This is a genomic window from Rhodococcus sp. OK611 (assembly GCF_003050885.1).
GTDB classification, from domain to species: Bacteria; Actinomycetota; Actinomycetes; order Mycobacteriales; family Mycobacteriaceae; genus Rhodococcus_G; species Rhodococcus_G oryzae.
The window spans coordinates 149,452-174,564 of the sequence record NZ_QAOZ01000009.1 but is presented as its reverse complement, the minus strand read 5'-3'; the positions used below and the strand labels follow the sequence as shown (position 1 = coordinate 174,564).

The 25,113-nt window shown below is 68.5% G+C and carries 24 protein-coding genes and 1 riboswitch; of the genes, 12 read left to right on the top strand and 12 right to left on the bottom strand.

Annotation, left to right across the window (positions count from 1 at the left end; translation table 11 throughout):
• Positions 1–34: 34 nt before the first annotated feature.
• Entirely contained in the window at positions 35–817 is a 783-nt protein-coding gene (locus tag C8K38_RS13295; protein ID WP_077043901.1) for an SDR family oxidoreductase, read from the bottom strand.
• A gap of 85 nt (positions 818–902) precedes the next feature.
• Here C8K38_RS13295 and C8K38_RS13290 point away from each other — a divergent pair, with 85 nt between their 5' ends.
• Positions 903–1,544, top strand: coding sequence for a TetR/AcrR family transcriptional regulator (locus C8K38_RS13290; RefSeq protein WP_097211932.1), 642 nt, complete (start codon positions 903–905; stop codon positions 1,542–1,544).
• An 18-nt stretch (positions 1,545–1,562) separates the two neighbouring features.
• Here C8K38_RS13290 and C8K38_RS13285 read toward each other — a convergent pair whose 3' ends face one another.
• The 4 genes from C8K38_RS13285 to C8K38_RS13270 are packed head-to-tail and all read right to left on the bottom strand — an operon-like array spanning position 1,563 to position 6,506.
• On the bottom strand, positions 1,563–2,738 hold the full coding sequence (locus C8K38_RS13285) for a PrsW family intramembrane metalloprotease (protein WP_097211931.1): 1,176 nt from the start codon (positions 2,736–2,738) through the stop codon (positions 1,563–1,565).
• Positions 2,735–3,403 carry a hypothetical protein gene (locus C8K38_RS13280; RefSeq protein WP_097211930.1) on the bottom strand — a complete coding sequence of 223 codons (669 nt, stop codon included), beginning with the start codon at positions 3,401–3,403 and terminating at the stop codon, positions 2,735–2,737. The genes C8K38_RS13285 and C8K38_RS13280 overlap by 4 nt, the downstream gene beginning before the upstream one ends.
• Before the next feature lie 29 nt (positions 3,404–3,432).
• On the bottom strand, positions 3,433–5,574 hold the full coding sequence (locus tag C8K38_RS13275) for a S9 family peptidase (protein ID WP_097211929.1): 2,142 nt from the start codon (positions 5,572–5,574) through the stop codon (positions 3,433–3,435).
• A gap of 38 nt (positions 5,575–5,612) precedes the next feature.
• Entirely contained in the window at positions 5,613–6,506 is an 894-nt protein-coding gene (locus C8K38_RS13270) for a phosphoribosylaminoimidazolesuccinocarboxamide synthase (protein WP_097211928.1), read from the bottom strand.
• A 67-nt stretch (positions 6,507–6,573) separates the two neighbouring features.
• Positions 6,574–6,758, top strand: a riboswitch (cobalamin riboswitch).
• 31 nt (positions 6,759–6,789) lie between these two features.
• On the opposite strand from C8K38_RS13270, the gene C8K38_RS13265 reads away from it, so the two are divergent.
• Genes C8K38_RS13265 through C8K38_RS13245 form a run of 5 tightly spaced genes read left to right on the top strand, consistent with a single transcriptional unit; the run spans position 6,790 to position 10,673 of the window.
• Positions 6,790–7,770, top strand: coding sequence for an ABC transporter substrate-binding protein (locus tag C8K38_RS13265; protein ID WP_245221045.1), 981 nt, complete (start codon positions 6,790–6,792; stop codon positions 7,768–7,770).
• Complete coding sequence (locus C8K38_RS13260) at positions 7,767–8,825, top strand: FecCD family ABC transporter permease (RefSeq protein ID WP_097211926.1); 1,059 nt, start codon at positions 7,767–7,769, stop codon at positions 8,823–8,825. Before C8K38_RS13265 ends, C8K38_RS13260 begins: the two co-directional genes overlap by 4 nt.
• Positions 8,822–9,634, top strand: coding sequence for an ABC transporter ATP-binding protein (locus C8K38_RS13255; RefSeq protein WP_097211925.1), 813 nt, complete (start codon positions 8,822–8,824; stop codon positions 9,632–9,634). The genes C8K38_RS13260 and C8K38_RS13255 overlap by 4 nt, the downstream gene beginning before the upstream one ends.
• A gap of 2 nt (positions 9,635–9,636) precedes the next feature.
• Positions 9,637–10,383, top strand: a complete 747-nt coding sequence (locus C8K38_RS13250; protein WP_245221753.1) for a (2Fe-2S) ferredoxin domain-containing protein — start codon at positions 9,637–9,639, stop codon at positions 10,381–10,383.
• Positions 10,380–10,673 (top strand): SelT/SelW/SelH family protein, encoded by a 294-nt coding sequence (locus tag C8K38_RS13245; RefSeq protein ID WP_097211923.1) that lies wholly within the window; start codon positions 10,380–10,382, stop codon positions 10,671–10,673. The genes C8K38_RS13250 and C8K38_RS13245 overlap by 4 nt, the downstream gene beginning before the upstream one ends.
• Positions 10,674–10,677: 4 nt before the next feature.
• On the opposite strand, the gene C8K38_RS13240 is transcribed toward C8K38_RS13245, so the two are convergent.
• Positions 10,678–11,688: a 1-aminocyclopropane-1-carboxylate deaminase/D-cysteine desulfhydrase gene (locus C8K38_RS13240; RefSeq protein WP_097211922.1), complete on the bottom strand. Its 1,011-nt coding sequence runs from the start codon at positions 11,686–11,688 to the stop codon at positions 10,678–10,680.
• Positions 11,689–11,696: 8 nt separating this feature from the next.
• Positions 11,697–12,149 (bottom strand): HIT family protein, encoded by a 453-nt coding sequence (locus C8K38_RS13235; protein ID WP_097211921.1) that lies wholly within the window; start codon positions 12,147–12,149, stop codon positions 11,697–11,699.
• Positions 12,150–12,259: 110 nt separating this feature from the next.
• Between C8K38_RS13235 and C8K38_RS13230 the strand changes: the two genes are divergently transcribed.
• A complete protein-coding gene (locus C8K38_RS13230) occupies positions 12,260–13,735 on the top strand; it encodes an FAD-dependent oxidoreductase (protein WP_097211920.1) in 1,476 nt (491 codons plus the stop codon).
• Here the strand turns inward: C8K38_RS13230 and C8K38_RS13225 are convergent.
• Positions 13,676–15,532, bottom strand: coding sequence for an ABC transporter ATP-binding protein (locus C8K38_RS13225; protein ID WP_097211919.1), 1,857 nt, complete (start codon positions 15,530–15,532; stop codon positions 13,676–13,678). The genes C8K38_RS13230 and C8K38_RS13225 overlap by 60 nt on opposite strands.
• A gap of 87 nt (positions 15,533–15,619) precedes the next feature.
• Here C8K38_RS13225 and C8K38_RS13220 point away from each other — a divergent pair, with 87 nt between their 5' ends.
• From C8K38_RS13220 to C8K38_RS13210, 5 genes are all read left to right on the top strand, one after another.
• Positions 15,620–16,039, top strand: coding sequence for a MarR family winged helix-turn-helix transcriptional regulator (locus tag C8K38_RS13220; protein WP_097211918.1), 420 nt, complete (start codon positions 15,620–15,622; stop codon positions 16,037–16,039).
• Between the two features lie 779 nt (positions 16,040–16,818).
• On the top strand, positions 16,819–17,226 hold the full coding sequence (locus tag C8K38_RS26880; protein WP_143548458.1) for a hypothetical protein: 408 nt from the start codon (positions 16,819–16,821) through the stop codon (positions 17,224–17,226).
• Positions 17,181–17,447 (top strand): ABC-three component system middle component 6, encoded by a 267-nt coding sequence (locus tag C8K38_RS28095; RefSeq protein WP_373560253.1) that lies wholly within the window; start codon positions 17,181–17,183, stop codon positions 17,445–17,447. The genes C8K38_RS26880 and C8K38_RS28095 overlap by 46 nt, the downstream gene beginning before the upstream one ends.
• 1 nt (position 17,448) lies before the next feature.
• Complete coding sequence (locus tag C8K38_RS13215; RefSeq protein WP_108168829.1) at positions 17,449–18,573, top strand: hypothetical protein; 1,125 nt, start codon at positions 17,449–17,451, stop codon at positions 18,571–18,573.
• Positions 18,540–19,205, top strand: a complete 666-nt coding sequence (locus tag C8K38_RS13210; RefSeq protein ID WP_097211917.1) for a DUF2326 domain-containing protein — start codon at positions 18,540–18,542, stop codon at positions 19,203–19,205. The genes C8K38_RS13215 and C8K38_RS13210 overlap by 34 nt, the downstream gene beginning before the upstream one ends.
• A gap of 440 nt (positions 19,206–19,645) precedes the next feature.
• Here the strand turns inward: C8K38_RS13210 and purB are convergent, their stop codons facing one another.
• From purB to C8K38_RS13190, 4 genes are all read right to left on the bottom strand, one after another.
• On the bottom strand, positions 19,646–21,067 hold the full coding sequence (purB, locus tag C8K38_RS13205; RefSeq protein WP_097212000.1) for an adenylosuccinate lyase: 1,422 nt from the start codon (positions 21,065–21,067) through the stop codon (positions 19,646–19,648).
• A 61-nt stretch (positions 21,068–21,128) separates the two neighbouring features.
• On the bottom strand, positions 21,129–21,758 hold the full coding sequence (locus C8K38_RS13200) for a TetR/AcrR family transcriptional regulator (RefSeq protein ID WP_097211999.1): 630 nt from the start codon (positions 21,756–21,758) through the stop codon (positions 21,129–21,131).
• A gap of 76 nt (positions 21,759–21,834) precedes the next feature.
• Positions 21,835–23,004 (bottom strand): pyridoxal phosphate-dependent aminotransferase, encoded by a 1,170-nt coding sequence (locus C8K38_RS13195; protein ID WP_097211916.1) that lies wholly within the window; start codon positions 23,002–23,004, stop codon positions 21,835–21,837.
• A gap of 291 nt (positions 23,005–23,295) precedes the next feature.
• Complete coding sequence (locus C8K38_RS13190; protein ID WP_097211915.1) at positions 23,296–24,879, bottom strand: GMC oxidoreductase; 1,584 nt, start codon at positions 24,877–24,879, stop codon at positions 23,296–23,298.
• Positions 24,880–25,113 lie beyond the last annotated feature (234 nt).

Sequence of the window (25,113 nt, the reverse complement as noted above, 5' to 3'; positions counted from 1 at the left end):
TCAAATATCGATGTGCATCAACAGGTTTCGCCGATCAGCGGAAGTACTCGCCTGCGTTGACGAACAGGGTCTGACCGGTGAGCATCCGGGCCCGGTCGGAGGCGAAGAACACCACCGAGTTGGCCACGTCATCGTCGGCGGGCACCTCGCCGAGCGGCATGTTCTTGGTGATCTCGCCGATGATGGTCTCCTCGGGAACCTTGCGCTCTGCGGCCGCGAGACCGACATACAGCTCGACCGGCGGGCCCCACATCCAGGTGGGGACGACGGTGTTCACCCGGATCTTGTACGGACCGAGCTCCTTTGCCAGCGACCACATCGCCGCGTGGAGCGCACCCTTCGACGTGGCGTACGCGGACTGCGGGAGCTGCGGATGGAACATCGCCTGCGAACCGATCAACACCACCGAGCCGCCCCGCTTCTTCAGCTCCGGCAGCGCGGCCTGGGTCAGGGTGAGTGTGCCGATCACGTTGGCGTCGAGCATCGACTTCCATGCGTCCAGGTCGGCGCCCTCCAGCCCGCCGAAGACGTCCTCCTTCGCGGCCACGTTCACCAGGGCATCCACTCCCCCGAAGCGATCGGCGGCCGTGCGGATCAGCTCACCGCAGGCCTCCTTCTCGAGGATGTCGGTGACCGCGTACGCGACCCGCTCCCCGGTGGGGTCGACCTCCTCGGCGACCGCCTTGAGGTTCGCCTCGGTCCGCGCGCCGAGCACGACGTTCGCGCCGTCGCGGTACGCGGCCAGCGCGATCTCCCGCCCGAGGCCGTTGCCGACCCCCGAGACCACGACCGTCTTGCCCTCCAACAGCTCCGCCATGTCAGCTTCCTCCGGTGTGATACAAGTCATTACGTAACTTCGAGTTACGATTTTTGCAACGTAACACCGCGTTACGCTATTGACAATGACTTCTGGCGAAGAGACAGCGGAGAAGGACGGCGAGCGCAGGCGCGGGCGGCCGCGGAATCCGGCGATCGACGATGCCGCGCTGGCCGCCGCCAGGGAGCTGCTGGCCGAGACGGGGTGGGACCAGACCACGATGGTGGCGATCGCCGAGCGCGCGGGGGTGGGCAAGCCGGCCCTCTACCGCCGCTGGCCGTCCAAGACGCACCTGGTGTTCGAGGCGATCTTCGGCTGGGTGGACGACGCGACGCCGGTCGCCGACGCCGCCGACCCGGCGGCGTGGATCCGCCGGTCCTGCGCCTACACCCTCGAGCTCTTCGGCCGACCGGAGGTGAAGGCCGCGCTGCCCGGCCTGCTGGCGGCGTTCCGCGATCGCGAGGACCTGTTGACGGCGCTGTGGACCGACTTCGGCGGGCCAGGCGTCGGCATGCTGGCCGACACCCTGCGCAGGGGCGGCGCGGACGACCGGGGCGCGGGAGAACCCGACGCCGCGGCACTGGACGCCCAGGCCACCATGCTGTTCATCGTCGGCGGCAGCATGGTGATGCGACTGCTGATGGCCGACGAGGAGGCCGACGCGCTCGCCCGCCGGATGCCGGACATCCTCCTCGGCGGTGTGGCCGGTCCCCCACCTGCTCGGTAGGCGCGGCCCCGAGATCGATCAGCGAAGCCTGGCGACCTCGGATCGGGCGAACGCGGTGGCGGGGGTCTCGCGCCCGCCGTCCTCCGCGATCTGCTCGGCGAGCTCGCCCGCCGCGGTCAGCACGTGGCCGGCGCGCTGTCGCGCGGCGCGATCACCCGTGGCCTTGAGGAATGCCTTGCGTTCGCGGCCGGTGCCGCTCACCGCGGCCAGCTCGGGTCCGGTGAGGACCCCGCGATCGACCTCGGGGGTGAGGATCGCGCGAACCCAGGCGCGCTCGGGCTCGGCGGCCCTGCGCAGGCCCATCACCAGCAGGGTGAACATCACGATCGGCACCAGGATCCAGACCCCGATCACGCCGACGATCGTGCCGTGCGAGAGCGCGGCCGCACAGTCCCAGACGCCGTGCAGCGCCATGGCGCCCACCATGAGCGCCAAGCCACGGCCGATGCGCCGGGGCTCGTCCGGCCTGCCGATCAACCACACCAGGCCCATGCAGAAGATCGCGCTGAACACGGTGTGTGAGGCGATGCCGGTGGCGGCGCGCATGACGATCGTCTGCACGACGGCTGGCCCCTGCTCCGCGCCGAACGCCCCGGCCGCGGCGGAGACGGCGTAGAGCAGGTCCTCGAAGACCTGGAAGCCGAGTCCGATGAAGGCGCCGATGATCGCCCCGTCGAAGGCGGTCCGCACGACCCGCGGCGCGAGCAGCAGGATCAGCACGAATCCGGCGGCCTTCCCGATCTCCTCGGTGAACGGCGCGGTCAGCGCGGCGCTCCAGTCCAGCGCGAAGGCCTGACCGTAGAGCTTGGTGTAGATCGACCGGATCGGGTCGTTCGCGGCGATCGCCAGGCCGAAGGTCGCGCCTATGCCGCCCCACAGGAAGGCCAGGACGCGCACCTTGACGGGCACGCTCCTGAACCGGTCGACATGGCTGATGATCAGCCAGAACGGCACCGTGTAGAGGGCGAACACGATCACCCCGGCAACCAGCGCGGTGGTCAGCACGGGCGCTCCGGGGGCCAGGTTCTCCAGCAGCCGGACCACCCCCGCCGCCATGATCAGCCAGTACACCCAGAACGCGAGGTTGCGCGGCTGGTAGATCCGGTACGGACGGCCGTACCCGGACCGCGCGATCGCGGTCAGTTGGAGCTGCTTGTCCACATCACCGGTGGCGTCACCTGTAAGTGCGGTCATTCGCCGGCCTCCTGGCGCTCGAACCGGATGCTGCCGAGCGTCGCCTCGACGTCGGCATTGTCGGCGATGACGTCGCCAGGCAGTCCCGCCGCGGTGATCGTGACGGCGGTCCCGTCGTCGACGAAGGCCGCGAGGAACCCCTCCCGATTGGGCTCGGTGAACTTCTCGATCACCCCGCGTGTGCCCATGGTCGAGTAGATCTCGTGCCGCTCCCCGGTGAGCCGCATACCCGCCGCGCGATTCATGCCCTCGCTGCGTTCGGCGGCCTCGTCGAGCAGCGCGTCGACAGACCCACTGAAGTCGGTGGCGTGCATCGACAGGATCATCGTCCCGCTACCGAACACCGCGTCGGTGCCCTTGATACCACTCGTGGTGGCATCGGTCTCGCGCAGTCCGGATACGAGATTCCACCCGTCCGGCGGGTCGACGGTCACCCCGGCCTTGAGCACCAGCACCTCACCCGCCGCAACCGGGTCGTCATAATCGATCGACCGGTCGATCGCCGGGACGACGGTGGCGTACAGGAACGCCAGCACGAGAATTCCCAGAGCAGGCAACAGGGTTCGGCGATCGAGGCCGAGGATCCGGCGGTCGACCGGCACCCAGTCGTCCCGTTCCTCTCGCGGCACCGGGTCGCGGTGGTGGCGGGTCGCTGCGTCGGTCATGGGATGAAGGTAGTGGTTCGCGGCGCGAACTACCTCACCGCGCCCGCCGTGGCGAGCACCCAGGCGTACTCGAACGCGACCTCTTTCCACTTCTCGTAGCGGCCGCTGACCCCACCGTGACCGGCGCTCATCTCGGTCTTGAGCAGCAGCGGCGCGTCACCCGTCTTGGTCGCCCGCAGCGCGGCCACCCACTTGGCCGGCTCGACGTACAGCACCCGGGTGTCGTTGATGCTGGTGATCGCGAGGATCGCCGGGTAGTCCTTGGCCGCGACGTTCTCGTAAGGGCTGTACGACCTCATGTACTCGTAGACGTCCTTGTCCGCCAACGGGTTTCCCCACTCGTCCCATTCGATCACCGTCAGCGGCAGCGAGGGGTCGAGGATCGAGGTGAGCGGGTCAACGAACGGCACGTTCGCCAGGATGCCCGCGAACAGCTCCGGCGCCAGGTTCGCGACCGCGCCCATCAGCAGTCCGCCGGCGCTGCCGCCGTCCGCGACCAGCTGCGCGGGCGTGGTGCGACCGGCGTCGATGAGATGCCGCGCACAGTCGACGAAGTCGGTGAAGGTGTTCTTCTTCGTCAGCATCTTGCCGTTGTCGTACCAGTGCCTGCCCATCTCGCCGCCGCCGCGGACGTGCGCGACCACGAAGACAACGCCGCGGTCGAGCAGCGAGAGCCGGGCCACCGAGAAGCCCGGGTCCATGCTGGACTCGTAGGACCCGTAGCCGTAGAGCAGCATCGACGCGGGCGCGGTCACTCCCTTGCGCTGCACGATCGAGATCGGGATCTTGGTCCCGTCCGCCGCGGTGGCCCAATCCCGATGCTGCTCATAGTCGTCGGGGTCGTAGCCGCCGAGCACCGGCTGCGACTTGCGCAGCATCAGCTCGCCGGTCGCCACGTCGTAGTCGTAGACCCGGCTGGGCGTGATGAACGAGGTGAAGCCCATCCGCAGCAGCGGGCCCGTCCACTCCGGGTTGGACCCGGCGCCCACCGAGTACAGCTCCTCGTCGAACTCGAGCTCGCGCATCTCGCCGTAGCCGTCGGCGGTCAACGGCCACACCGCGAGCCGGGTCAGCGCCTCGCGCCGGTAGCTCAGCACCAGGTGACCGGCGAACGCCTCGGCGTCCTCGAGCCGGACATCCTGGCGCGGCGCGAGCAGCGTCCGCTGGTCGGTCGGGTCGGCCACCGGGGCGTCGACCAGGGTGAAGTTCTCCGCCTTCACGCCGTCGACGTCGCCGTTGTGCAGGATCAGGAACCGGTCCTCGCCCGCGACGACCGCGTGCTCGACGCTGTACTCGACGCCGTCGACGCGGGGCAGCACCACCCGGAACTCGCCCTCGGGGTCGTCCGATTCGAGGCAGCGGATCTCCGAGGTGATCTTGGAGCCGATCCAGATCATCAGGTACTTCTCGCTGCGGGTGGACCCGAAGCCGACCCAGAACCGCTCGTCCGGCTCGTGGAAGACCTGCGCGTCCTCGGACTGCGCGGTGCCCAGCTTGTGCCGCCAGACGGTGTCGGGCCGCCAGGCCTCGTCCACCGTCATGTAGAAGACGTGCTCGTTGTCCACCGACCAGGTGGCACCGGGTGCGGTGCCGGGGATCTCGTCGGCGAGCAGCTCGCCGGTGCGCAGGTCCTTGAAGCGCAGGGTGTACCGCTCGTCGCCTGCGGTGTCCACGGAGTACGCCAGCAGATGGCCGTCGAGGGTGATCGAGAACGCACCAAGGGAGAAGAAGTCGTGCCCCTCGGCGAGCAGGTTGCTGTCGAGCAGCACCTGCTCGTCCTCGATCTCCGTGTCGGTGGAGAGCACCGGCGGGGTCCAGTCGTCCGGGCCGGAGATCGGGCACCGGCACTGCACGCCGTACTGCTTGCCCTCGAAGCTGCGGGAGTAGTACCACCACTGACCCATCCGGGAGGGCACCGACAGGTCGGTCTCCTGGGTGCGGGCCTTGATCTCCTGGAAGATCGTTTCCCGCAACGGCGCGAGGTGCTCGGTCTGCTGCTCCGTGTAGGCGTTCTCCGCCTCGAGGTACGCGCGCACCTCGGGGTCGTCCTTCTCGCGCAGCCACTCGTAGTTGTCGACGAAGGTGTCGCCGTGGTGGGTGCGCTGGAGGGGGACCTTCTTGGCGACCGGGGCTGCGATGGGGCTGCTGACCGGGGTGACGGACGAAGTCATGCCGCCAGCCTAGGCGGTGCGTGCCGCGGCGTGACGGGCTACACCGGGGTCTGGACCCAGTCGTCGAAGGACAGCCCGGAGATACGCTCGTAGGCCTCGATGTAGCGGGACCGGGTGGCGTCGACGATCTCCTGGGGCAGCGGCGGCGGGGGCGTGTCACTCGCCCGGTCCCAGCCGGACTCCTGGCCGGTGAGCCAGTTGCGGACGAACTGCTTGTCGAAGCTCGGCTGCACCCGGCCCGGCTCGTAGCCCTCGGCGGGCCAGTAGCGGGACGAGTCCGGGGTGAGCACCTCGTCGGCGAGGACCAGGTTGCCATCGGCGTCGAGGCCGAACTCGAACTTGGTGTCAGCCAGGATGATGCCCCGGTCCGCCGCGAAGCTGGCCGCCCGGAAGTAGATGTCGAGGGTGTCCTCGCGCAGCTTGATCGCCAGCTCCTGGCCGAGCTGATCGATCACGGTCGCGAAGTCGACGTTCTCGTCGTGCTCGCCGAGCACCGCCTTGGTGGCCGGGGTGAAGATCGGCTCGGGCAGCTTGCTCGCCTCGACGAGACCCTCGGGCAGCTCCACGCCGCAGACGGCGCCGGTGCGCTGGTAGTCGGCGAGCCCGGACCCGGTGAGGTAACCACGGGCCACGCACTCGACCGGCACCATGTTCAGCTTGCGCACCACGAGTGCTCGGCCGAGCACCTCGGCCGGGATCCGCTCGTCGTCGGGTGCACCGGCCAGGTGGTTGATGCCGCCGAGCTGCTCGAAGAAGAACACGCTCATCGCGGTGAGCACACGCCCCTTGTCGGGGATCGGGGTGCTCAGCACGTGGTCGTAGGCGGAGATCCGGTCGCTCGCGACCAGCAGCAGGTGCTCGTCGTCGATCGTGTAGAGGTCGCGGACCTTGCCGCCGGCCAGGTGGGCGTAGTCGCTGAGTGAGGGGCGCACACCGGCACCCTATCCGGTCACTCCCCCACCGATTCGCGGGCGATCGCCCTGCGCGGGCATTGGTCTATCCTGCAACCGTTGTCGCGGTGTTCGGGAAGTCCGGTGCAAAGCCGGCGCGGTACTCGCCACTGTGAGCAGGTACGTCGGCTACTCGGGGTCCGCCCCAGCCACTGGATGCGCAAGCGTCCGGGAAGGCGTAGCCGGCGGCCATCCCTGCCGAGCCAGGAGACCGGCCGTGACGCATACCTGCATGTTTTCCACGAGTCATGGAAGGCGGGTCGCTTTGCGCACCCCTGTTTCACACCGAGTCATCGCGTCTGCCGCGGCATCGCTCGCTGCCGCGCTCACCCTGTCCGCGTGCGGCGGATCGTCGAACTCCGAAGCCGCGACCATCTCCCTCGAGAACTGCGGCCGCACCGTCACCATGAGCGGGCCTGCCGAACGGGGCGTCACCCTCAACCAGGGCGCCACCGAGACCGCGCTGTCGATCGGCGCCCAAGGCCAGATGGCGGGCACGGCCTACCTCGACGACACGATCGCCCCCCAGTGGCAGGCGGCGTACGCCGAGGTCCCGGCTCTCGACGAGAAGGACTTCCCGAGCCGCGAGGCCCTGCTCGAGACGAAGCCCGACCTGGTGACGGCGTCGTACTCGAGCGCGTTCGACGACAAGGCCGTCGGCTCGCACGAGTCGTTCGACGAGCTCGGCGTCGCCACCTATGTCTCCCCGTTCGGCTGCAAGGACAGGTCGAAGCGGCCCGCGGTCGCCTGGGATTCGATCGCGACCGAGATCACCGACTACGGGATCATGTTCGGCCGCGAAAACGAGGCCGACGCGGTGGTCGCGCAGATGCGCGAGACGCTGACCGGCATCGAGGCGGCGGCGCCCGCGAAGGGCAAGAGCATCTTCTGGTACGACAGCAAGACCACGACGCCGTACGTGGGTGCCAATGCCGGCGGGCCGCAGCTGATCATCGACGCGGTCGGCGGCACCAACATCTTCGCCGGCCTGGACGGATCCTGGGCCGACGGCAGCTGGGAGACGGTGCTCGCCGCGAACCCGGACGTCATCGTGCTCGCCGACGCCTCATGGGACACGGCCGAGGAGAAGAAGAACTACCTGCGCGGCGACCCCGCGCTGCGGGATCTGAAGGCCGTGCGCGAGGACGCGTTCGTCGTCCTCCCGTTCTCGACGACCACGCCGGGTCCGCGCACGATCGAGGGCGCGACGCTGGTCGCCGGGCAGCTGGGCGGCGACGGGGCGTGACCGCGTCCACCCGGGCCCCCGCCCGGGCAGCCACCACGACCGGCACCGCATGGTCGGTGATCCTGGTCGCGCTGCTCGCGGTGAGCTGCGCGGCCGGGGTCGCGATCGGCGCGGCCGACCTGTCGATCGGCACGGTCGTCGAGTCGATCGCGGGACGGCTCGGCATCGGCCGCGGCACCGACCTGTTGACCACGCACATCGTCGTCGACCTGCGGTTGCCGCGGGTGCTGGCGGCCGCGGCGATCGGCGCGGGGCTCGCCCTGTGCGGCGCGGTGCTCCAGTCACTGACCGGCAACCAGTTGGCCGACCCCTACCTGCTCGGCATGTCGGGGGGCGCGTCGTTGGGCGCGGTCCTGGCGCTCACCACCGGCGCGAGTGCGGTGGGCGCACTCGGATTCGGTGCCGTCTCGACGGCCGCGTTCCTCGGTGCCCTGGGGAGTCTGTTGCTGGTGTTCCTCATCGCGACGTCCCGGTCCGGGGTGCTGCTGCCCGGCCGGCTCGTCCTCGCCGGGATAGCGGTGGGGCAGCTGGCGGCGGCGCTGACGTCGGCGCTGGTTCTGTTCGGCGACCGGGACGCCGCCCACCGGGTGCTGAGCTGGACCCTCGGCTCGGTGGCAGGCGTGCGCTGGTCCGGTCTGGTCGGCATCCTGGTCGTCGTCGCGGTGACGATGACGATCGTCCTCGCCTACAGCCGGGTGCTGGACTCGTTCGCCTTCGGTGAGCGTGCGGCCGCGAGCCTGGGCACCAACGTCGAGCGCTCCCGCTGGGTGCTGTACGCGGTGGCGTCGCTGTGCACGGCGGCGCTGGTCGCGCAGGCAGGCATCATCGGGTTCGTCGGGCTCGTGGTGCCGCACGCAGCCCGCATGCTCGTCGGGCCACTGCACGCACGCCTGCTCCCGGTGGTGGCGCTGATGGGCGCGCTGCTGCTGGTGTGGGCCGACATCGCCGCCCGCACCGTCATGCCCGGGCGAGAACTGCCCATCAGCATCGTCACCGCCATCGTCGGGGTGCCTGCATTCGTGTGGCTGCTCCGACGCCAGGGAGCTCGCGCATGAGCCACCACACCCCGGAGATCCGGGTCGAGGACGTCACCTGGTCGGCCGGGGGCAGCCGGATCCTCGACCGGGTGGCGTGCACTGCCCCGGCCGGACAGGTCACCGGGCTGATCGGGCCGAACGGCTCGGGCAAGACGTCATTGCTGTCGGCCATCGCTCGGCTCGAGCGTCCCGAGAGCGGACGGGTGCTGCTCGGTGACGAACCGGCGGCCGGGATGAACCGGCGCGAGTTCGCGCGGACCGTCGCACTGGTGGAACAGCATTCGGCCACCGAACTGGACCTGACGGTGGAACAGATCGTCGAACTCGGCACCATCCCGCAGCGCGGCGGCTGGGCCCGCCCCGCCGCACGCGGCACTGGCGAACTCGTCACCGAATGCCTCGCGACGGCCGGGATCACCGATCTGCGACACCGGTTGTGGCAGAGCCTGTCCGGCGGCGAGAAGCAGAAGACCCAGCTGGCCCGGGCGTTCGCGCAGCGACCCTGCGTGCTGCTGCTGGACGAGCCGACCAACCACCTCGACGTCTCGGCTTCGCTCGAACTCCTGGAACTGATCCGGGCCAGGGGGCTGACCACGGTGGCCGCGATGCACGACCTGAACCTGGCCGCGATGTACTGCGATCACCTGGTGGTGCTGCGCGATGGCCGGGTGGTCGCCGAGGGCCCGACGGAGTCGGTGCTCACCGCCGAGCTGCTCGCGGAGGTGTACGGCCTCGACGCCCTGGTGCAGCCCCATCCACGGACCGGCCGCCCGCTGGTGGTGCTGTGTGGCACCACCGCCGACACCACCGAAAGGGTCACGCCGTGAACATGATTCAGCAGTCCCGGTGGGTGATCGTCACCGCGCCCACCGACCGCGGCGCCGATCCCCGCGACCAGGTGAACGGGGCGCTGCGGGTGCTGCGGGACCGGCACCCGGACACCGACTTCGTGACGGCGGTGCTCGGCGGCTCGGGGACATCCGTCACCACGGCGCTCGACGAGGCGGCCGCGGCGGGCGCCACCGAGGTCGTGGTGATCAGTGCCCAGACCGTGCTGGACCGCAAAATCGACGCGTGGTTCCGCCGCGTCATCGGGCACTGGTTGCGCGAGCGCGGACCGGATGTCCCCGACATCCGCCTCGCCGGGCCGCTGAGCGACACCGACACGTACGTCGACCTGCTCGACGCCGCGATCTCGGGCCCCACCTCCGCGGCCCGCACCACCACCGCTCCCCTGACCTCCCCCGCGTGGGACGAGGTGCCGGGCTTCACTCGGCACGTCCTGGTGTGCCGGGGTCCGCGCTGCTCGGCCCGCGGCGGCCCGGAGGCCGCGCAGGCACTGGACCGCGCGCTCGAGACCCGCGGCCTCGGCGACGAGGATGTCCTCGTCACCCAGACCGGCTGCCTGTTCCCGTGCTCGCAGGCCCCCGTCGTGGCGGTGTATCCCGACAACTCCTGGTACGCGGAACTGCGCGCCGACCGGGTCGAACGGTTCGTCGACGAGCACCTGGTCGAGGGCAGGCCCATCACCGAGTGGAGCGGCGCGCGGCGGTCGTCTGACACCCTGGAGGCATGACCACCGCCGCGCCCCGCGTCACCGTCACCTACTGCACGCAGTGCAACTGGCTGCTCCGGGCCGGCTGGATGGCGCAGGAACTGCTGAACACGTTCGGCACCGACCTCGGCGAGGTGGCCCTGATCCCGGGCACCGGCGGCGTATTCCGGATCGCGATCGGCGACGAACTGCTGTGGGACCGCAAGCGCGACGGCGGTTTTCCCGACATCGTCACGCTCAAGCAGCGCGTGCGCGACGTGGTGGCGCCGGAGCGGGACCTGGGTCACGCGGACCGAGCTCGCGGCGACTGATCGCTCAGTCCCCCCGCGGGCCGTAGGTGTCGACCACCAGGACCGGCCCGTCGCCGAGAGCGCCGTCCGCGTCCATCGCCAGCGCGCCCGCGAGTGCCTTTGCGGTGTAGACGGGATCGAGGGTCAGCCCGTGGTCCGCGCCGATCCGCTCCGCGGCCGACCCCTCGGGCGTGGCGAACCCGTATCCGGGCCCCAGCCAGTCGCGGGTCACGGTGATCGCTCCCGGCTCGAACTCGACCGGGCCGAGCGCGGCCCCGCGCCGGGTGAGCAGCCGCGCGGTCTTGCGCGCCAGCCCGACGAGGTCCCGCTCGGCCAGCGGCAGGGTGTCGTTGACGACCACCCCGACCACCCGGGTGCGCAGGCCTGCCAGGCGCAGTCCCAGCAGCAGCCCAGCGGCTGTGCCGCCCGAGCCCACCGGGGTCACCACGTGCGTCGGCTCCGGCATCGCGCCTGCCTCGACCTGCGCGCCCAGCTCCAGCGCGGCCTCGACATAGCCGAGGGTCCCGAGCGGCGAGGATCCGCCCGCGGGCAGGAAGTAGGGCAGGCGGCCGCCGCGCGCGTGCCGCAGCAACAGCCACGGCGCCGCCGCGATCGTGCGGGCCTTCGTCCGGGTGAAATGCAGTGCGGCACCGGAGTGCCGCAGCCGTTCGAGCTGCGCGTGCACGTGCTCGTCCATCGGCTGATCGATCAGGGCCAGGGCCGTGTCGATGCCGAACTCGTGGGCGTACAGGGCCGTCGCCAGCCCCCAGTTGGTGCCCTGGCCGCCGACGCTGAAGATCTGCCGGGAACCGCGGGCGAGGACGTCCGGGATGATCCACTCCAGCTTGCGCACCTTGTTGCCGCCCCAGCCGCCTGCCCCGTACACGCCCTCGTCCTTGCACCACAGCCGGTTCGCCGGGCCGAGCCCCTCGAGGTGGGTGATCGGGGTCGGGCCGGAGCCGAGCCTGCGGTACGGGAGGGTCGCCTCGAGTTCCGGGAAGAGCCGGTACAGCGCGGGGCCGGTCGTCTGGTCCATGTGATCGCCTAGACCGAATCGAGCCGGCGGCGGAGCGCACCGGCCAGGTAGTCGAGATCCGGCCTGCGCGCGGCGACGGGGCGACCGCGGAGACCGAACCCGTCGCCGGAGGTGCGCGGGATGACATGCAGGTGCACGTGGAAGACCTCCTGGCCCGCGACGGCGCCGTCCGCGAGGAAGAGGTTCACCCCATCGGCGCCCGGGCCGTCGGCGGGCAGGCCCGCCGCGTCGGTGCCGTTGTCCCGCAACGCCGCCGCCAATCGCTGACCGACGGCGAAGATCCGGCCGCCGTCCTGCGGGTCGAGCTGCGCGAGCCCCGACGCGTGCCGCTTCGGGACCACCAGCAGGTGGCCGGGGGTGAACGGGCGGATGTCCATGAACGCCACGGTGTGCTCGTCCTCGTACACGAGGCTCGCCTCCGCCTCGCGCGCGATGATGGCACAGAAAATGCAGTGGCTCATGGGGATTGATGATAGGCCCCACGGGCCATCCCGGCTGACGGGCAATCCCCTTCTCGCGCCGGCGCGGCGGTCCTAGGGTATGCCCACCGACAGTGGATGGGAGTTGTGACATGAGCGCACGCAATCCGGTGACGCCCCTCGATGCGGGCGACGTCGAACACTTCGATCACGAGACCGACGTGCTGATCGTCGGCTACGGCTGCGCAGGCGCGGCCGCGGCCCTGGAGGCGACGGCCGCGGGCGCCGAGGTCGTCATCCTGGAGAAGGCGAGCGGCGGCGGCGGATCGTCGGCGCTGTCGGGTGGCGAGATGTACCTCGGCGGCGGCACCGAGATCCAGCGGGCCTGCGGATTCGAGGACTCCGCGCAGGACATGGAGGCGTTCCTGCTGGCCGCCCTCGGACCCGACGCCGACAAGGAGAAGGTCGGCCTCTACAGCCGGGACAGCGTCGCGCACTACCAGTGGCTGGTCGACCACGGAGTGCCGTTCAAGCCGTCGCTGTGGAACTCGCCCACATGGGTGCCGCCGACCGACGACGGCCTGATGTGGATGGGCGAGAACTCCTATCCCTTCGCGGAGCTCGCCAGGCCCGCGCCCCGCGGACACCGGGTCACCTCGGACGGGTTCGGCGGCAAGGTCCTGATGCACAAGCTGTCCGAGGCCGTCACGGCCACCGACGCGGCGGTGCACACCGACACCTACGCGACCCGACTGATCGTGGAGGCCGGCCGGGTGGTGGGTGTGCTCGCCCGCCAGTACGGCAAGACCTACACCTACCGGGCGCGCCGCGGGGTGGTGCTCACCACCGGCGGATTCGCCGACAACGCGGAGATGGTCGCGCAGCACGCCCCGCAGCTGGTGGGGCTCGGCGTCAACAGCGATGGTGGCGACGACGGCCGCGGCATCGTGATGGCCCAGGCCGTCGGCGCCGCCGTCAAGCACATGTCGGCCGGCCAGGTCGGCATCTCGCTGATCCCCGGGATGATGGTGCGCGGCATGATCGTCAACAGCGTCGGCCAGCGCTTCATCAACGAGGACGTCTACCCCGGTTTGGTCGGGCAGGCGGCGCTGTACAAGCACGGACTGAAGGTGTGGGTGATCCTCGACGAGCGAGCCTACGAGGAGGTGCCGGTCAACGAACGCTGGGGCGTACAACCGCATTTCGTGGCCGAGACACTCGAGGAACTAGAGCAGCAGATCGGCATGCCGCCCGGCGCGCTTGTCACCACCGTCGGCGAGTACAACCGGCACGCCGCCGAGGGCGAGGACCCCTACTTCCACAAGTCCGCGACGTGGCTGCGACCGCTGCAGTCGCCGTTCGCCGCGATCGACGTCCAGCGCGGCATCGCCCCGCCGGAGTACGGCGAGGCGGGCCGGGGCGGCGCGGAGGTGTTCACCATCGGCGGGCTGTGCACCACCGTCGACGGCCAGGTTCTCGACCTCGACGGAGACCCGATCCATGGGCTGTTCGCCGCAGGCCGCGCCACGTCGGGGCTGCACTCCTGGGGCTACATCAGCGGCACGTCGCTAGGCGACGGCACGTTCTTCGGCCGCCGCGCCGGCGTGGCCGCCGCCACGCGCCAGTAGCGCCGCGTACCTACCGCCGAGCTCGATCAGGTCATCGTGGGTACCGCGTTCGGCGACGCGTCCGCGATCGAGCACGACGATCTGGTCCGCGTCGCGGATCGTGGACAGCCGGTGCGCGATGGTGATCGTGGTGCGTCCCCGGCTGACAGTGTCGAGCGCGGCCTGCACGGCCCGCTCGGTCTCGTTGTCCAGCGCGCTGGTCGCCTCGTCGAGGATCAGCACCCGCGGGTCGCGCAGCAGGGTGCGCGCGATCGCGATGCGCTGCTTCTCGCCGCCCGAGAACCGGTGACCGCGCGCTCCGACGACGGTGTCGTAGCCGTCGGGCAGGGACGCGATCAGCTCGTGCACCTGGGCGTCGCGCGCCGCCGCCTCGATCTCGGCGTCGGTGGCGTCGGGCCTGGCGTGCCGCAGGTTCTCGCGGATGGTGGCGTGCAGCAGGTACGTCTCCTGGGAGACGACGCCGACCAGTTCGGACAGTTCCGCCAGCGGGATCGACCGCAGGTCGACCTCGTCGATGCGCACCGAACCCATGCTCGGGTCGTGGAGGCGCGCCACCAGGGAGGCGAGAGTGGTCTTGCCCGAACCGGTTTCGCCGACCAGTGCGAGCGAGGATCCGGCGGGCACATCGATGCTCACGGAGTCGAGGGCGTTCCGGTCCGACCCCTCGTAGCGGAAACAGATGTCGTCCAACCGAACCGCGCCCGCCACGTCCTCACGGCGCAGGTGCACGGGGTGCTCGGGGTCGTCGATCTCGACGGGGAGGTCGAGGTACTCGAAGATGCGGCTGAACAGAGCGAGCGAACTGGTCACCGAGACACCGACGTCGAGCAGGCTCATCAGCGGCCGGAAGAGCGCCGCCTGCAGCCCGGTGAAGGCGACCAGGGTGCCGATGGTCATGCCGCCGGACGTCGCTGGCAGGCCCGCCGCGAGGTAGAGCAGCGCCGGGATGGCGGCGAAGACGATGTTCATCGTGGCCATCCGCCAGCGGCCGGAGAGCTGCGACCTGACCTCGAGATCGGCGAGGAGGTGCGAGGTGTCTGCGAAGCGTTCCGACATCGCGGGACCCGCCCCCAGCGTCTTGCCGAGCTGGATTCCGCTGATCGACAGGGACTCCTCGATCTGAGTCTGCATGTCGGCAAGGGTGCGTTGGCGCTGCGCCGTGATCTCCCGCCTCATCCGGGCGACCTTGCGGGTCAACCAGATCGCGGGCGGCAGCACGATCAGCGAGAGCAGAGAGAGCCGCCAGCTCAGCACGGCCATCGCGATGGCCGTGCCGACGACGGTGGTGACGTTGGAGGCGATCGAGGTGGCGGTCGAGGTGACCACGGTCTGCATGCCGCCGATGTCGTTGGTGAGGCGGGACTGGATCTCCCCTCCCCTGGTGCGGGTGAAGAACCCGAGCGACTGCCGTTGCAGGTGCGCGAACACCCGGGTCCGGAGTCCGTGCATGATGCGCTGGCCGACCGTGGTCGAGATCCAGGTCTGCACGACACCGAGCACCGAGCCGACGACGGTCACGGCGAGCATGCCGATCACCGCCCACATCAGCAGCGTGACGTCCTGGTCGGGAATGGCCTTGTCGATGACGGCGCGGACCAGGAACGGATTGGCCAGTGTGACGGCGGAGGCCGCGACGATCAGCACGGTGACCACGGCGATCTGCGGGCGGTAGGGCGAGAACAGGGCGCCGATCCGGCGCAGGCTCACCGGCGACTCGGCCAGCTGGGCGCGGTCGGCGGGATCGATCTTGCGTGAGCGGGGACCCGGTCCGGGCTCGCCGCTTCGGGGGCTTGTCATACACCACCCCTCTCGGTATGTCGGGGTAAGACATACTGAGGTTCCCTCACTATGAGGTGACTGTCAAGTGAGGTAGCCTAGGTCACCATGGACCAGCAGCACCCCGACACCCTCCGGGATCTCCTGATGTCCAGCGCCCGCGCCCTGCGCCGACGCTGGTTCGTCGCGCTGGAGCCCTGGCAGCTGTCGCCGCACGAATACCGCGCGCTGCAGGTGATCGACCGCGACACCGACCGGCATCCTCGGCTCGGCGACGTCGCGAAGGCGCTGCGCATCGCGCCGCGGTCCGCGACCGAGGTCGTCGACAGGCTCGAGGAACGCGGGCTCACCGAACGGGTCCCGGACGCCGCCGACCGGCGCGCCACGTGCGTCCGCCTGACCGACGCCGGTCGCCGCATCATCGGCGAGCTCGAGACGGCGCGCGCCGACGACGCCGAGGACTTCTTCGCGGCGCTCGACGGGCACGATCGCGCCGAGCTGCGCCGCATCCTCGACAAACTGCGCTGACGCGCCTGTGCGCGGTTGACGAGTCCAGACACTCGTCAACCGCGCACGGGCGGCGAAGCCGCCTAGAGGATGGGAGACGACGAGTACTTCACCGCCTCAGTCATCGCGTAGCGCCGGTACACCGCCGGCGGCTTTCGATTCACCGCCTCAACAAAGGCGTCGCCGAGATCGAGCAACCTTAGCCATGCTGCACTAAATCCCTTTGGGGTCTACGTGCCGAAGCTGCGGGCCGCGTCGAAACTGCCTCGGCAGCGTCGAGCGAGCCATGCCGCACAATCAAACACTTAGGGCCGGCGGTGAATTGGATACCGAGATGAATGCGATGATGGATGGGGCGGGCCCGCCGAGAGGCTCGCCGTGTTGTATCACCTAGACGACACGGCCCTAGGTCCACAACCGAGGCGAGGAGGCTCGATGGCACGGAACTACTCGGATCTGACCCTGAAGCAGCTGTTCTTGACCTCGGGCCACTACTGCGCATACCCCGACTGCTCCTCCGCGATCGTCGAGTTCACCGAGACCGGTCCCGTCATCCTCGGCGAAATCGCCCACATCGAAGGATCGTCGGACGACGGCCCAACCCGTCACTGTCGAAACCGGCTCGGGATAGCTATCCAAATCTCGTCGTCCTATGCGCCCACCATCACAATCTGGTTGACAAGATCGACGCGGCCTATCCAGTTGAGACACTCAAGGAATGGAAGCTCGCGGCCGAGAGGGCGACCACTGACAAACTGTCGGCCGGGGCGATCGCCGTCTCGTTCGCAGAATTGCAGATCGTGTGCAACGCCTTCGCTGATGGGGACGTCAATCTTCCATCGACTCCGATGGTTGCGGTGCCACCCCAAGCGAAGATGGACGCCAACGCATTGACGGATGCGATTCGCCCTACCATGAATGTCGGTCTTGCGCAGGCGCCACAGGTAGCTGACTACATCCGACGCCAAGCACAGCTATCGTCAAAATTCCCCGAACGTCTCCGTGCTGGGTTCGTCAGCGAGTATAACCGCCTTCTCACAGGCGGCATTATTGGTGATGCCGCGTTCCTGTCGCTTATCGACTTTGGTGCAAACAGCGCCGCGTCTCCGCAAACAGATGTCGCTCGACTCTTTGTTATCCGCGCGGCCGCCGCAGCAGTTCTATGTCATCTGTTCGAGGTGTGCGACGTGTTCGAGGCACCCGCGTGATCCTTCCAACCAAATATATTCCCGCTTCCGACAGCGTCCTCGGGCGGGCTGGGTCCCTCCTGCCACTGCGCGAAAGCAACCCGACGGTCAGTGAACTTTGGCATTCCTACCGGACGGTTCAACCAGAAGCGTCGTTCGACTCCTTCACCGAAGCACTCACTCTGCTCTTTATGATCGGGGCAGTCACAATCGATACAGGCATACTCCGATGGCAGGTGTGACATGCGACTGAACTCGCTGAAGGCAAATTTCCCTGAGTTCAATGCAATCGAGTTTCGCGACGGGCTCAACATTGTCGTCGCCGACCGTGCGAATGAATCGACGAAGACTGATTCCAGAAATGGCCTGGGGAAGACGACTGTTATTGCGTTGATCGACTTCTGCCTCGGCTCCAATATGAGTGACAGGTTGGAGCAGATGAAGGGGAACGGCTGGTACTTCACCCTCTCACTCACAACTAGGTCAGGGGTCACGCTTCGAGCCTCTCGTGGCCCAGACGCCCCCGGAGAAGTCCACATCGAAGGTGATGCGGTATCCGCTGGAGTCATTGAGCAGAAGGACGCATCCATCACTGGAACGGTCGACATTGGATCGCGCCAGTGGACCAACTGGCTCGGGCGCGAGTGCTTCCCACGCGACGAACTGCCTGCCAACCCACCAACGTTCCGTAGTCTCATACGTCACCTCGCTCGCTACCGGTCGGACTCTCTGATCGATCCTTTCCGCACGCTCGCCAACCAACGTGCGGAAGCAGTCCAAGCGGAGAACGCCTATCTACTCAATCTCGACTGGCGCTTCGCGAAGGAATGGGCGGACCTGAAAGAGCGCAAAGCTCGAGTCGCATTGGCAGACGATCCCACCAACAGCATCGAGTCGCGCATCGCAGCGCTGGAGCCTCAACTTGTAAGACTTCAACGCCGCTCGGAGCGACTCGCTCACGACATTGGCAATTTCTCGATACTCCCAGAATATCGCGAAATTGAATCGCGCGTACAGCAAGCGACAATCCGAATTAAGCTCCTAGGGAACGACAATTTCGGGGACCGGCAGCAGCTCTCATTGTACGAATCGCAGGCGCAAGACGAGTTCACATCAAGCAATGTCAGTGTGGAAAGGCTATTCACCGAGGCCGGAATAGTACTTGGCGACGCCATAGTGCGTAGCCTCGACGAAGCTGCCCAGTTCCAGAGGCAGGTCTCCGCCAATCGGGCAACGCTTACCTTGCGGACGAAACCCGACGCATTCGTCAACGAGTTACAGAACGCGAGTCCGAGCAGGCCGAGCTTGCCGCTCAACAAGAGCAGGACCTCCAATTGCTGCGTACTGGTGGAGCCCTTGATGACCTAGCTGCTCTCCAGAGGCGCCTGGCAGAGTCCGACGTCGAGGTCGCTCAGGTCGAAGACCAGATCCGAACGTTGCGCGAGTTGAGTGATCGAAAGTCCAAGCTCAAGTCCGACGAGCTAGACCTCGTCTCCCGCACCAAGCTTGACGTGCAGGAACGGTTCGATCTCCGAGCCGGTGTGATTGCGCGGTTCGGGGAGATCATGGAGGCCCTATACGGCGAGCCCGCCGATCTGCGAGTTTCCCCAGGGAAGAGCGGAATTCAGTTCAAGGTAGTACTGCCAAAGACCGGGTCGGGCGGTGTCCATCTGATGGCGATCTTCGCCTACGACATCGCCCTGAGCGAGGACCTCACCAGCCGGAGACGAGGTCCGGGGTTCCTCCTCCATGACAGCTCGATCTTTGCGGATGTAGACGAACGCCAGACTGCAAAGGCCATCGAGATAGCGGCCACATCAGCGGACGAGTACGGCTATCAACATCTCTTGACGATCAACAGTGACCACGTGCCGTGGGGCGAGTTCTCGGATCGCTCCGTGTTCGATAATGCGATCGTGCTCAGGCTGCACGACGGAGACCCCTCAGGCAGTGTTCTCGGCCAAAGACTTAACTTCACCATCGAAACCGGGAATGACTGAGCCAAGCGACGATCCATGTCATCCGGTCACTTTCAGCCGATAAGGCGACCGCCGGGTTCATCAGTCCGCTGCGATTCCTCGGGCAACAGCCACGCCGATCCGTGCGGACTTGATGGAGGGCTGACCGTGACGGTAACACTGGAGCCCACGGCTACCGAGGTGGATCAAACGGCGCCCTCCAACTAACTGCTAGGACAGGCAAGCGAACAAGTCGAGCTGATGGCCCGAACGGGCTGCTCGTCGAGGCTCGGCACAGCCAGGGATCCCACACCGGACCGGTGATCCCCGCCGCAGCGATGTCGGCGTCGTAGTCGCGACCTGCGCATCGATACCGTTGAACATCGGCAGCAGCATGACTGTGTCACTGCTGACCGCTGACGCGCCTGTGCGCGGTTGACGAGTCCAGACACTCGTCAACCGCGCACGGGCGGCGAAGCCGCCTACAGAATGGGCGCAGGCGAGTACTTCGCCGCCTCGGGGTTCTGCTCCACCAGCAGACCGACCCGGCGGACCACCGTGGCCACCTGGGACTCGGCCGCGCCGATGAAGGCGGACTTGTCGGCCAGCGCGGCGTCCAGCTGCGCGCGGTCCAGCGGGAACCGGTCGTCGGCGGCCAGGCGGTCGAGCAGGTCGGGCTCGCGGCCGTCCTCGCGCATCGCCAGCGCGACGGCGACCGCGTGCTCCTTGATGACCTCGTGCGCGGTCTCGCGGCCGGTGCCCGCGCGCACGGCGGCCATCAGCATCCGGGTGGTGGCCAGGAACGGCAGGTAGCGGGTGAGCTCCTTCTCGATGACCGCCGGGTACGCACCGAACTCGTCGAGCACGGTCAGGAAGGTCTCGATCTGTCCGTCGATCGCGAAGAACGCGTCGGGCAGCGCCACCCGGCGGACCACCGAGCAGAACACGTCGCCCTCGTTCCACTGCGCGCCTGCCAGCTCCGCCGCCATCGACGCGTAGCCGCGCAGCACGACCTGCAGGCCGTTGACGCGCTCGCAGGAGCGGGTGTTCATCTTGTGCGGCATCGCCGACGAGCCGACCTGGCCGGGCTGGAAGCCCTCGGTGACCAGCTCGTGGCCCGCCATCAGGCGGATGGTGTGCGCGAACGAGGACGGGCCTGCGCCCACCTGGACCAGCGCGGACAGCACGTCGTGGTCCAGCGAGCGCGGGTACACCTGGCCGACGCTGGTCAGCACGTGCGCGAAGCCGAGGTGCTCGGCGACCTTCGCCTCGAGGAAATCGAGCTTCTCGGTGTCGCCGCCGAGCAGGTCGAGCATGTCCTGGGCGGTGCCCATCGGGCCCTTGATGCCGCGCAGCGGGTACCGGTCGATCAGCTCGCGCAGGCGGGTCAGCGCGACGAGGAGCTCGTCCGCGGCGGAGGCGAACCGCTTGCCGAGGGTGGTGGCCTGCGCGGCGACGTTGTGGCTGCGGCCCGCCATCACCAGCGACGAGTACTCGGCGGCCCTCTCCCCGAGCCGCGCGGCGACCGCGACGCCGTGCGCATACACGTGCTCGAGCGAACGGAAGATCTGCAGCTGCTCGACGTTCTCGGTGAGGTCGCGGCTGGTCAGGCCCTTGTGCACGTGCTCGTGTCCGGCGAGGGCGTTGAACTCCTCGATCCGCGCCTTGACGTCGTGCCGGGTCACCCGCTCGCGGTCCGCGATGGAATCGAGGTCCACCTGCTCGAGGACCCGCTCGTAGTCGGCGAGCGCGTCCTCGGGCACGTCGATGCCGAGCGAGGCCTGCGCCCGCAGCACCGCCAGCCACAGCTGACGCTCCAGCACGATCTTGTGCTCGGGCGACCACAGCTCCCTCAGGTCGGGGCTGGCGTATCGGTTGGCAAGGACGTTGGGGATGCGGCTCACGAGCGCCCAGTTTACGGCCGCCGCCCGCGGGACCGGCAGCCGCGCCACCCGGGGCGTGCGGCTACAGCTCCGGCTCCTCAGGCGGGAGCGGCGGGAGCGGCGGCGCCGCGACCTCGATGACGTCCGACAGCATCTCCCTTGCCAACTTCTCGGGGTCGGGGTCGGACTCGCTCAGCGCCCCGACGATGGCCCCGTCCACCACGCAGATCAGCCTGCGCAGTCCCTCCTGCCGGACCTGCCGTCCGGACCGGCGCAACACCTCACCGAGCGCATCGTCGAACTGGACCCGCAGCCGTTTCTGTACCTCGTGCAGCTGGGGATGCCGCGCGGACGCGATGAAGCACTCGTACCTGGCGATGAGGTGTTCCCGCGTGACGCCCTCGATCGGGCCGACCAACAGCTCGATGATCAGCTCGACGACGGCCGCGGAGTCGCGGTCGGCCTGTGTGATCCGGTCGATCCGGGCGCGCATGGCGTCCATCTCCCGGCTGCCGCTCAGCTCGACCGCCCGCGCGATCAGGTCGTCGAGGGAATCGAAGTAGTAGGTGGTCGACGCGAGCGGCAGGCAGGCGCGCTGGGCCACCGCCCGATGGCGGACCGCCTCGAACCCGCCCTCGAGCATCAGGTCGGCCGCGGCCTCGACGAGCGCCATCCGGCGTCGTTCGCCCTTGGGAGTCGCCGCGGAAGACACCCGGCCCATCGTGCCAGCGGAAGCGCTGCGCCGAGTCGATTTCGTTTGAGCGGGCGCGGGCGAGGCCGCCGTCCCGTCAGTGTCCGAGTGCAGCACTTCGCCCCAATCGCTCCAGGGCCTCTTGCACGTCGGCCGTCGCGCCGGCGAACGAGATCCGCACGGTCCGGTCGCCGCGGACCGTGTCGAAGTCGACGCCCGGCGCCAGCGCCACCCCGGTCTCCCGGAGCAGTTCCGCGCACCAGGACGTCGAATCGTCGGTGAGATGGCCGATGTCGGCGTAGGCGTAGAAGGCGCCGTCCGCCGGGGCCAGGTCCGTGATTCCCAGTGTAGGCAGCGCGGCCAGCACCAGGTCACGGTTCGCCGCGTACCGCCGCACGTGCCCGTCCAGCTCGGCCATGGACTCGTCGGTGAAGGCCGCGACCGCCGCGTACTGCGAGATCGCGGGCGGGCACACCGTCATGTTCGAGGCGAGTCGCTGCAGCGCGCGGCGCAGCGACGCAGGCACCAGCATCCAGCCCAGGCGCCAGCCGGTCATCGAGAAGTACTTGGAGACCGAGCCGACCACGACGGCCTCGCGCGATGTCTCCCAGGCCGACGCGGTCGCCGAGTGGCCGGAGCCGAATTCGATCCCGTGGTAGATCTCGTCGGAGATCAGCAGGGTGCCGTGCTCCTCGCACCAGCGCGCGAGGGCGGCGAGTTCGGTCGGGTCGATAACGGTGCCGGTCGGGTTGGCCGGGCTCGCGACGACCAGTCCTGCGGGCGGCTCGTCCAGCGCCTCGAGCATCGCGACCGTCGGCTGGAAGCGGGTCTCCGGCCCGCAGTCGAGTTCGAGCACCCGACAGCCGAGCGCGGTGAGCGTGTTGCGGTACGCCGGGTATCCGGGCCGCGCCACCACCACCGTGTCGCCCGCGTCGAATGCCGCGAGGAAGATCAGGGTGAAGGCGCCGGACGAGCCGGTGGTCACCACGACCTCGTCCGGATCGACCGCGATCGACGACTTCGCGCTGTGGTACCCGGCGATCGCCTCCCGCAGCGGCAGGATCCCGAACGTCTCGGTGTAGCCGAGCAATTGGGCGCCGAGGGCCTCGTGCGCCGCACGCAGCACGGGGCCAGGCGCCTGGGTGGACGGCTGCCCCGCGGCCAGCGTCAGGACATCGCCGTGGGTTCGGGCCCGCTCGGTGGCGGCCTTCCAGACGTCCATCACATGGAAGGTGGGGACCTGGGATCGCTGGGACTCTTCTCGCACCGGGACGAGGCTAGTGCCTTGCGCTCGAAGTCCATTGATGATTGCCGGGGATCCACGTGGATGCGTCGCAAGGCGGAGCAGGTCCAGGTAGCGGGGTTCTACCTGGACCTGCGACAACGCCGCGAGGCGCCGCGTGGATCCCCGGCAAGCGCAAGAAGACTTCGGGCGCGGGGCACTGAGCGCCCGGGCCGTTTGGCCGACCGCAACCGCGACGACAGCGGCCCCGAGGATCGAATCCTCGGGGCCGCTGTCGGCAGGGGGTGCTGCTATTCGGTACCGGTCGTGCTCATGTCAGTGCATGTCGTTCGCGACGATCGCGGCGATGTTCCGTTCCGCGAGAGCGGTGATGGTGACGAACGGATTGACGCCCAGGTTGCCCGGCACCAGCGCGCCGTCCATCACGTACAGGCCCGGGTGTCCGTGCAGCCGGCCGTAGTTGTCGGTGGCCTTGTTCAGGATCGCGCCGCCGAGGGGGTGGTAGGTCAGTCCGTCGCCCCAGACCTTGTAGCCACCGAACATGTCGGTGCGGTAGATCGTGCCCTCCTTGGAGTTGATCTTGTCGAAGATCCGCTTCGCCATGTTGATGCCGGGCTGGTTCTGCGAGGTCTGCCATGACAGCCCGACCTTGCCGGTCGACGAGTTGTACTGGAACTGGGCGCGTTCCGGGTTCTTGGTGATCGACAGGTACAGGCTGATGAACAGGTCGGCTCCGGCAGGGAAGGGCGCGATCTCCGCGAACGCCGGTCCCCCGGCGTCGTCCCAGTTGTCGATGCCCATCGTCGGGATCGACGACTGCTTGCCACCCGTCGGGTCCCACAGGTGGTTGGCGCGGGCGACCATGACGTTGCCGTTGTTGCCCCAGCCCTGACCCACCTCGCCGGACAGATTCGGCAGATGCCCCTGCGCCTTCATCGCCACCAGCAGCTTGCTGGTGCCCACGCTGCCTGCCGCGAAGAACACCTTGTCCGCGGTGACCGTCTTGGTCGCGACGACGTTGCCCTGCTCGTCGATCTGCTCCATCTCGACGGAGTAGCCGGCCCCGCTCGGCACGACCTTGGTGACCCGGTGCAGGCTGGTGATGGTGACCTTGCCGGTCGAGGCCGCCTGCGCGAGGTACGTCTTGGGCAGCGACTTCTTGCCCGCATGGTTGCCGAAGATGACCTCGCCCGCCAGCGCGGACTTGGGCACGGCGCCCGCCGCCTCCTGCTTCATGTAGTTCATGTCGTAGACGTTGGGCACGAAGGTGGTCTTGAAGCCAGACCGTTCCGCGGTCTTGCGCCCGGTGCGCGCGAACTTGTACCACTCGGTCGACTCGAACCAGGCCTGGTCGATGTTGTTGACGCCGAGCCCGGCGTTCGCCCTCGGGAAGAACGTCCCGTACATCTCGTTGGAGTCCACCGAGGGCAGGAGCTCCTCGAAGTAGCCGCGTCGGGGCGTGACAGCCATGCCGCCGTTGACCAGGGAGCCGCCGCCGACGCCGCGGCCCTGGTAGACGTTGATCCCGCCCATGTTCTCGCAGTCGAGGATGCCGACGTACTTCTCGATGTCCTTGTCGATCGAGACGCCCATGAAATGCGAGACCGGCTGCGCCGTACGGTTCCTCAGCCAGAACCCGCGCTTGTCCGGCGAGGTGGTGGAGGTGAAGACCCCGGAGGCGGCCGTACCCCAGTCCCGTCCCATCTCGACGATGTGGGCGTCGATACCCGCCTGCGCCAGCCGCAGCGCGGTCACCGAACCGCCGTAGCCACTGCCGATGATCAGGGCGGGCACCCGGTCACCGGTGTTGAGTGCGCGACGCGGGGATGCCGCGGCCGTGGTGGCAGCCAGCGACGGCGCGAGCGCAACGGCGCCCGCCGCCAGGCCCGTCGCCGCCATGAACCTACGGCGGGAAAACTGCGACTTGGTGGTCGCTGTATAGCTTCGTGACGCTTGGTATTCGGTCAACGGAACCTCTCTGATCACGGGCCAATAAAGTAGAACTCGTTATACAGCCGTGACAGCGTCGAGATTCGCAATACCGACCGGTAATAAATCGAAACCCCGCAGCACATATCGAAATGCTCGAAATGCCTGTGCCGCAGCATTATCACCAGTACTGTTCAACGATTC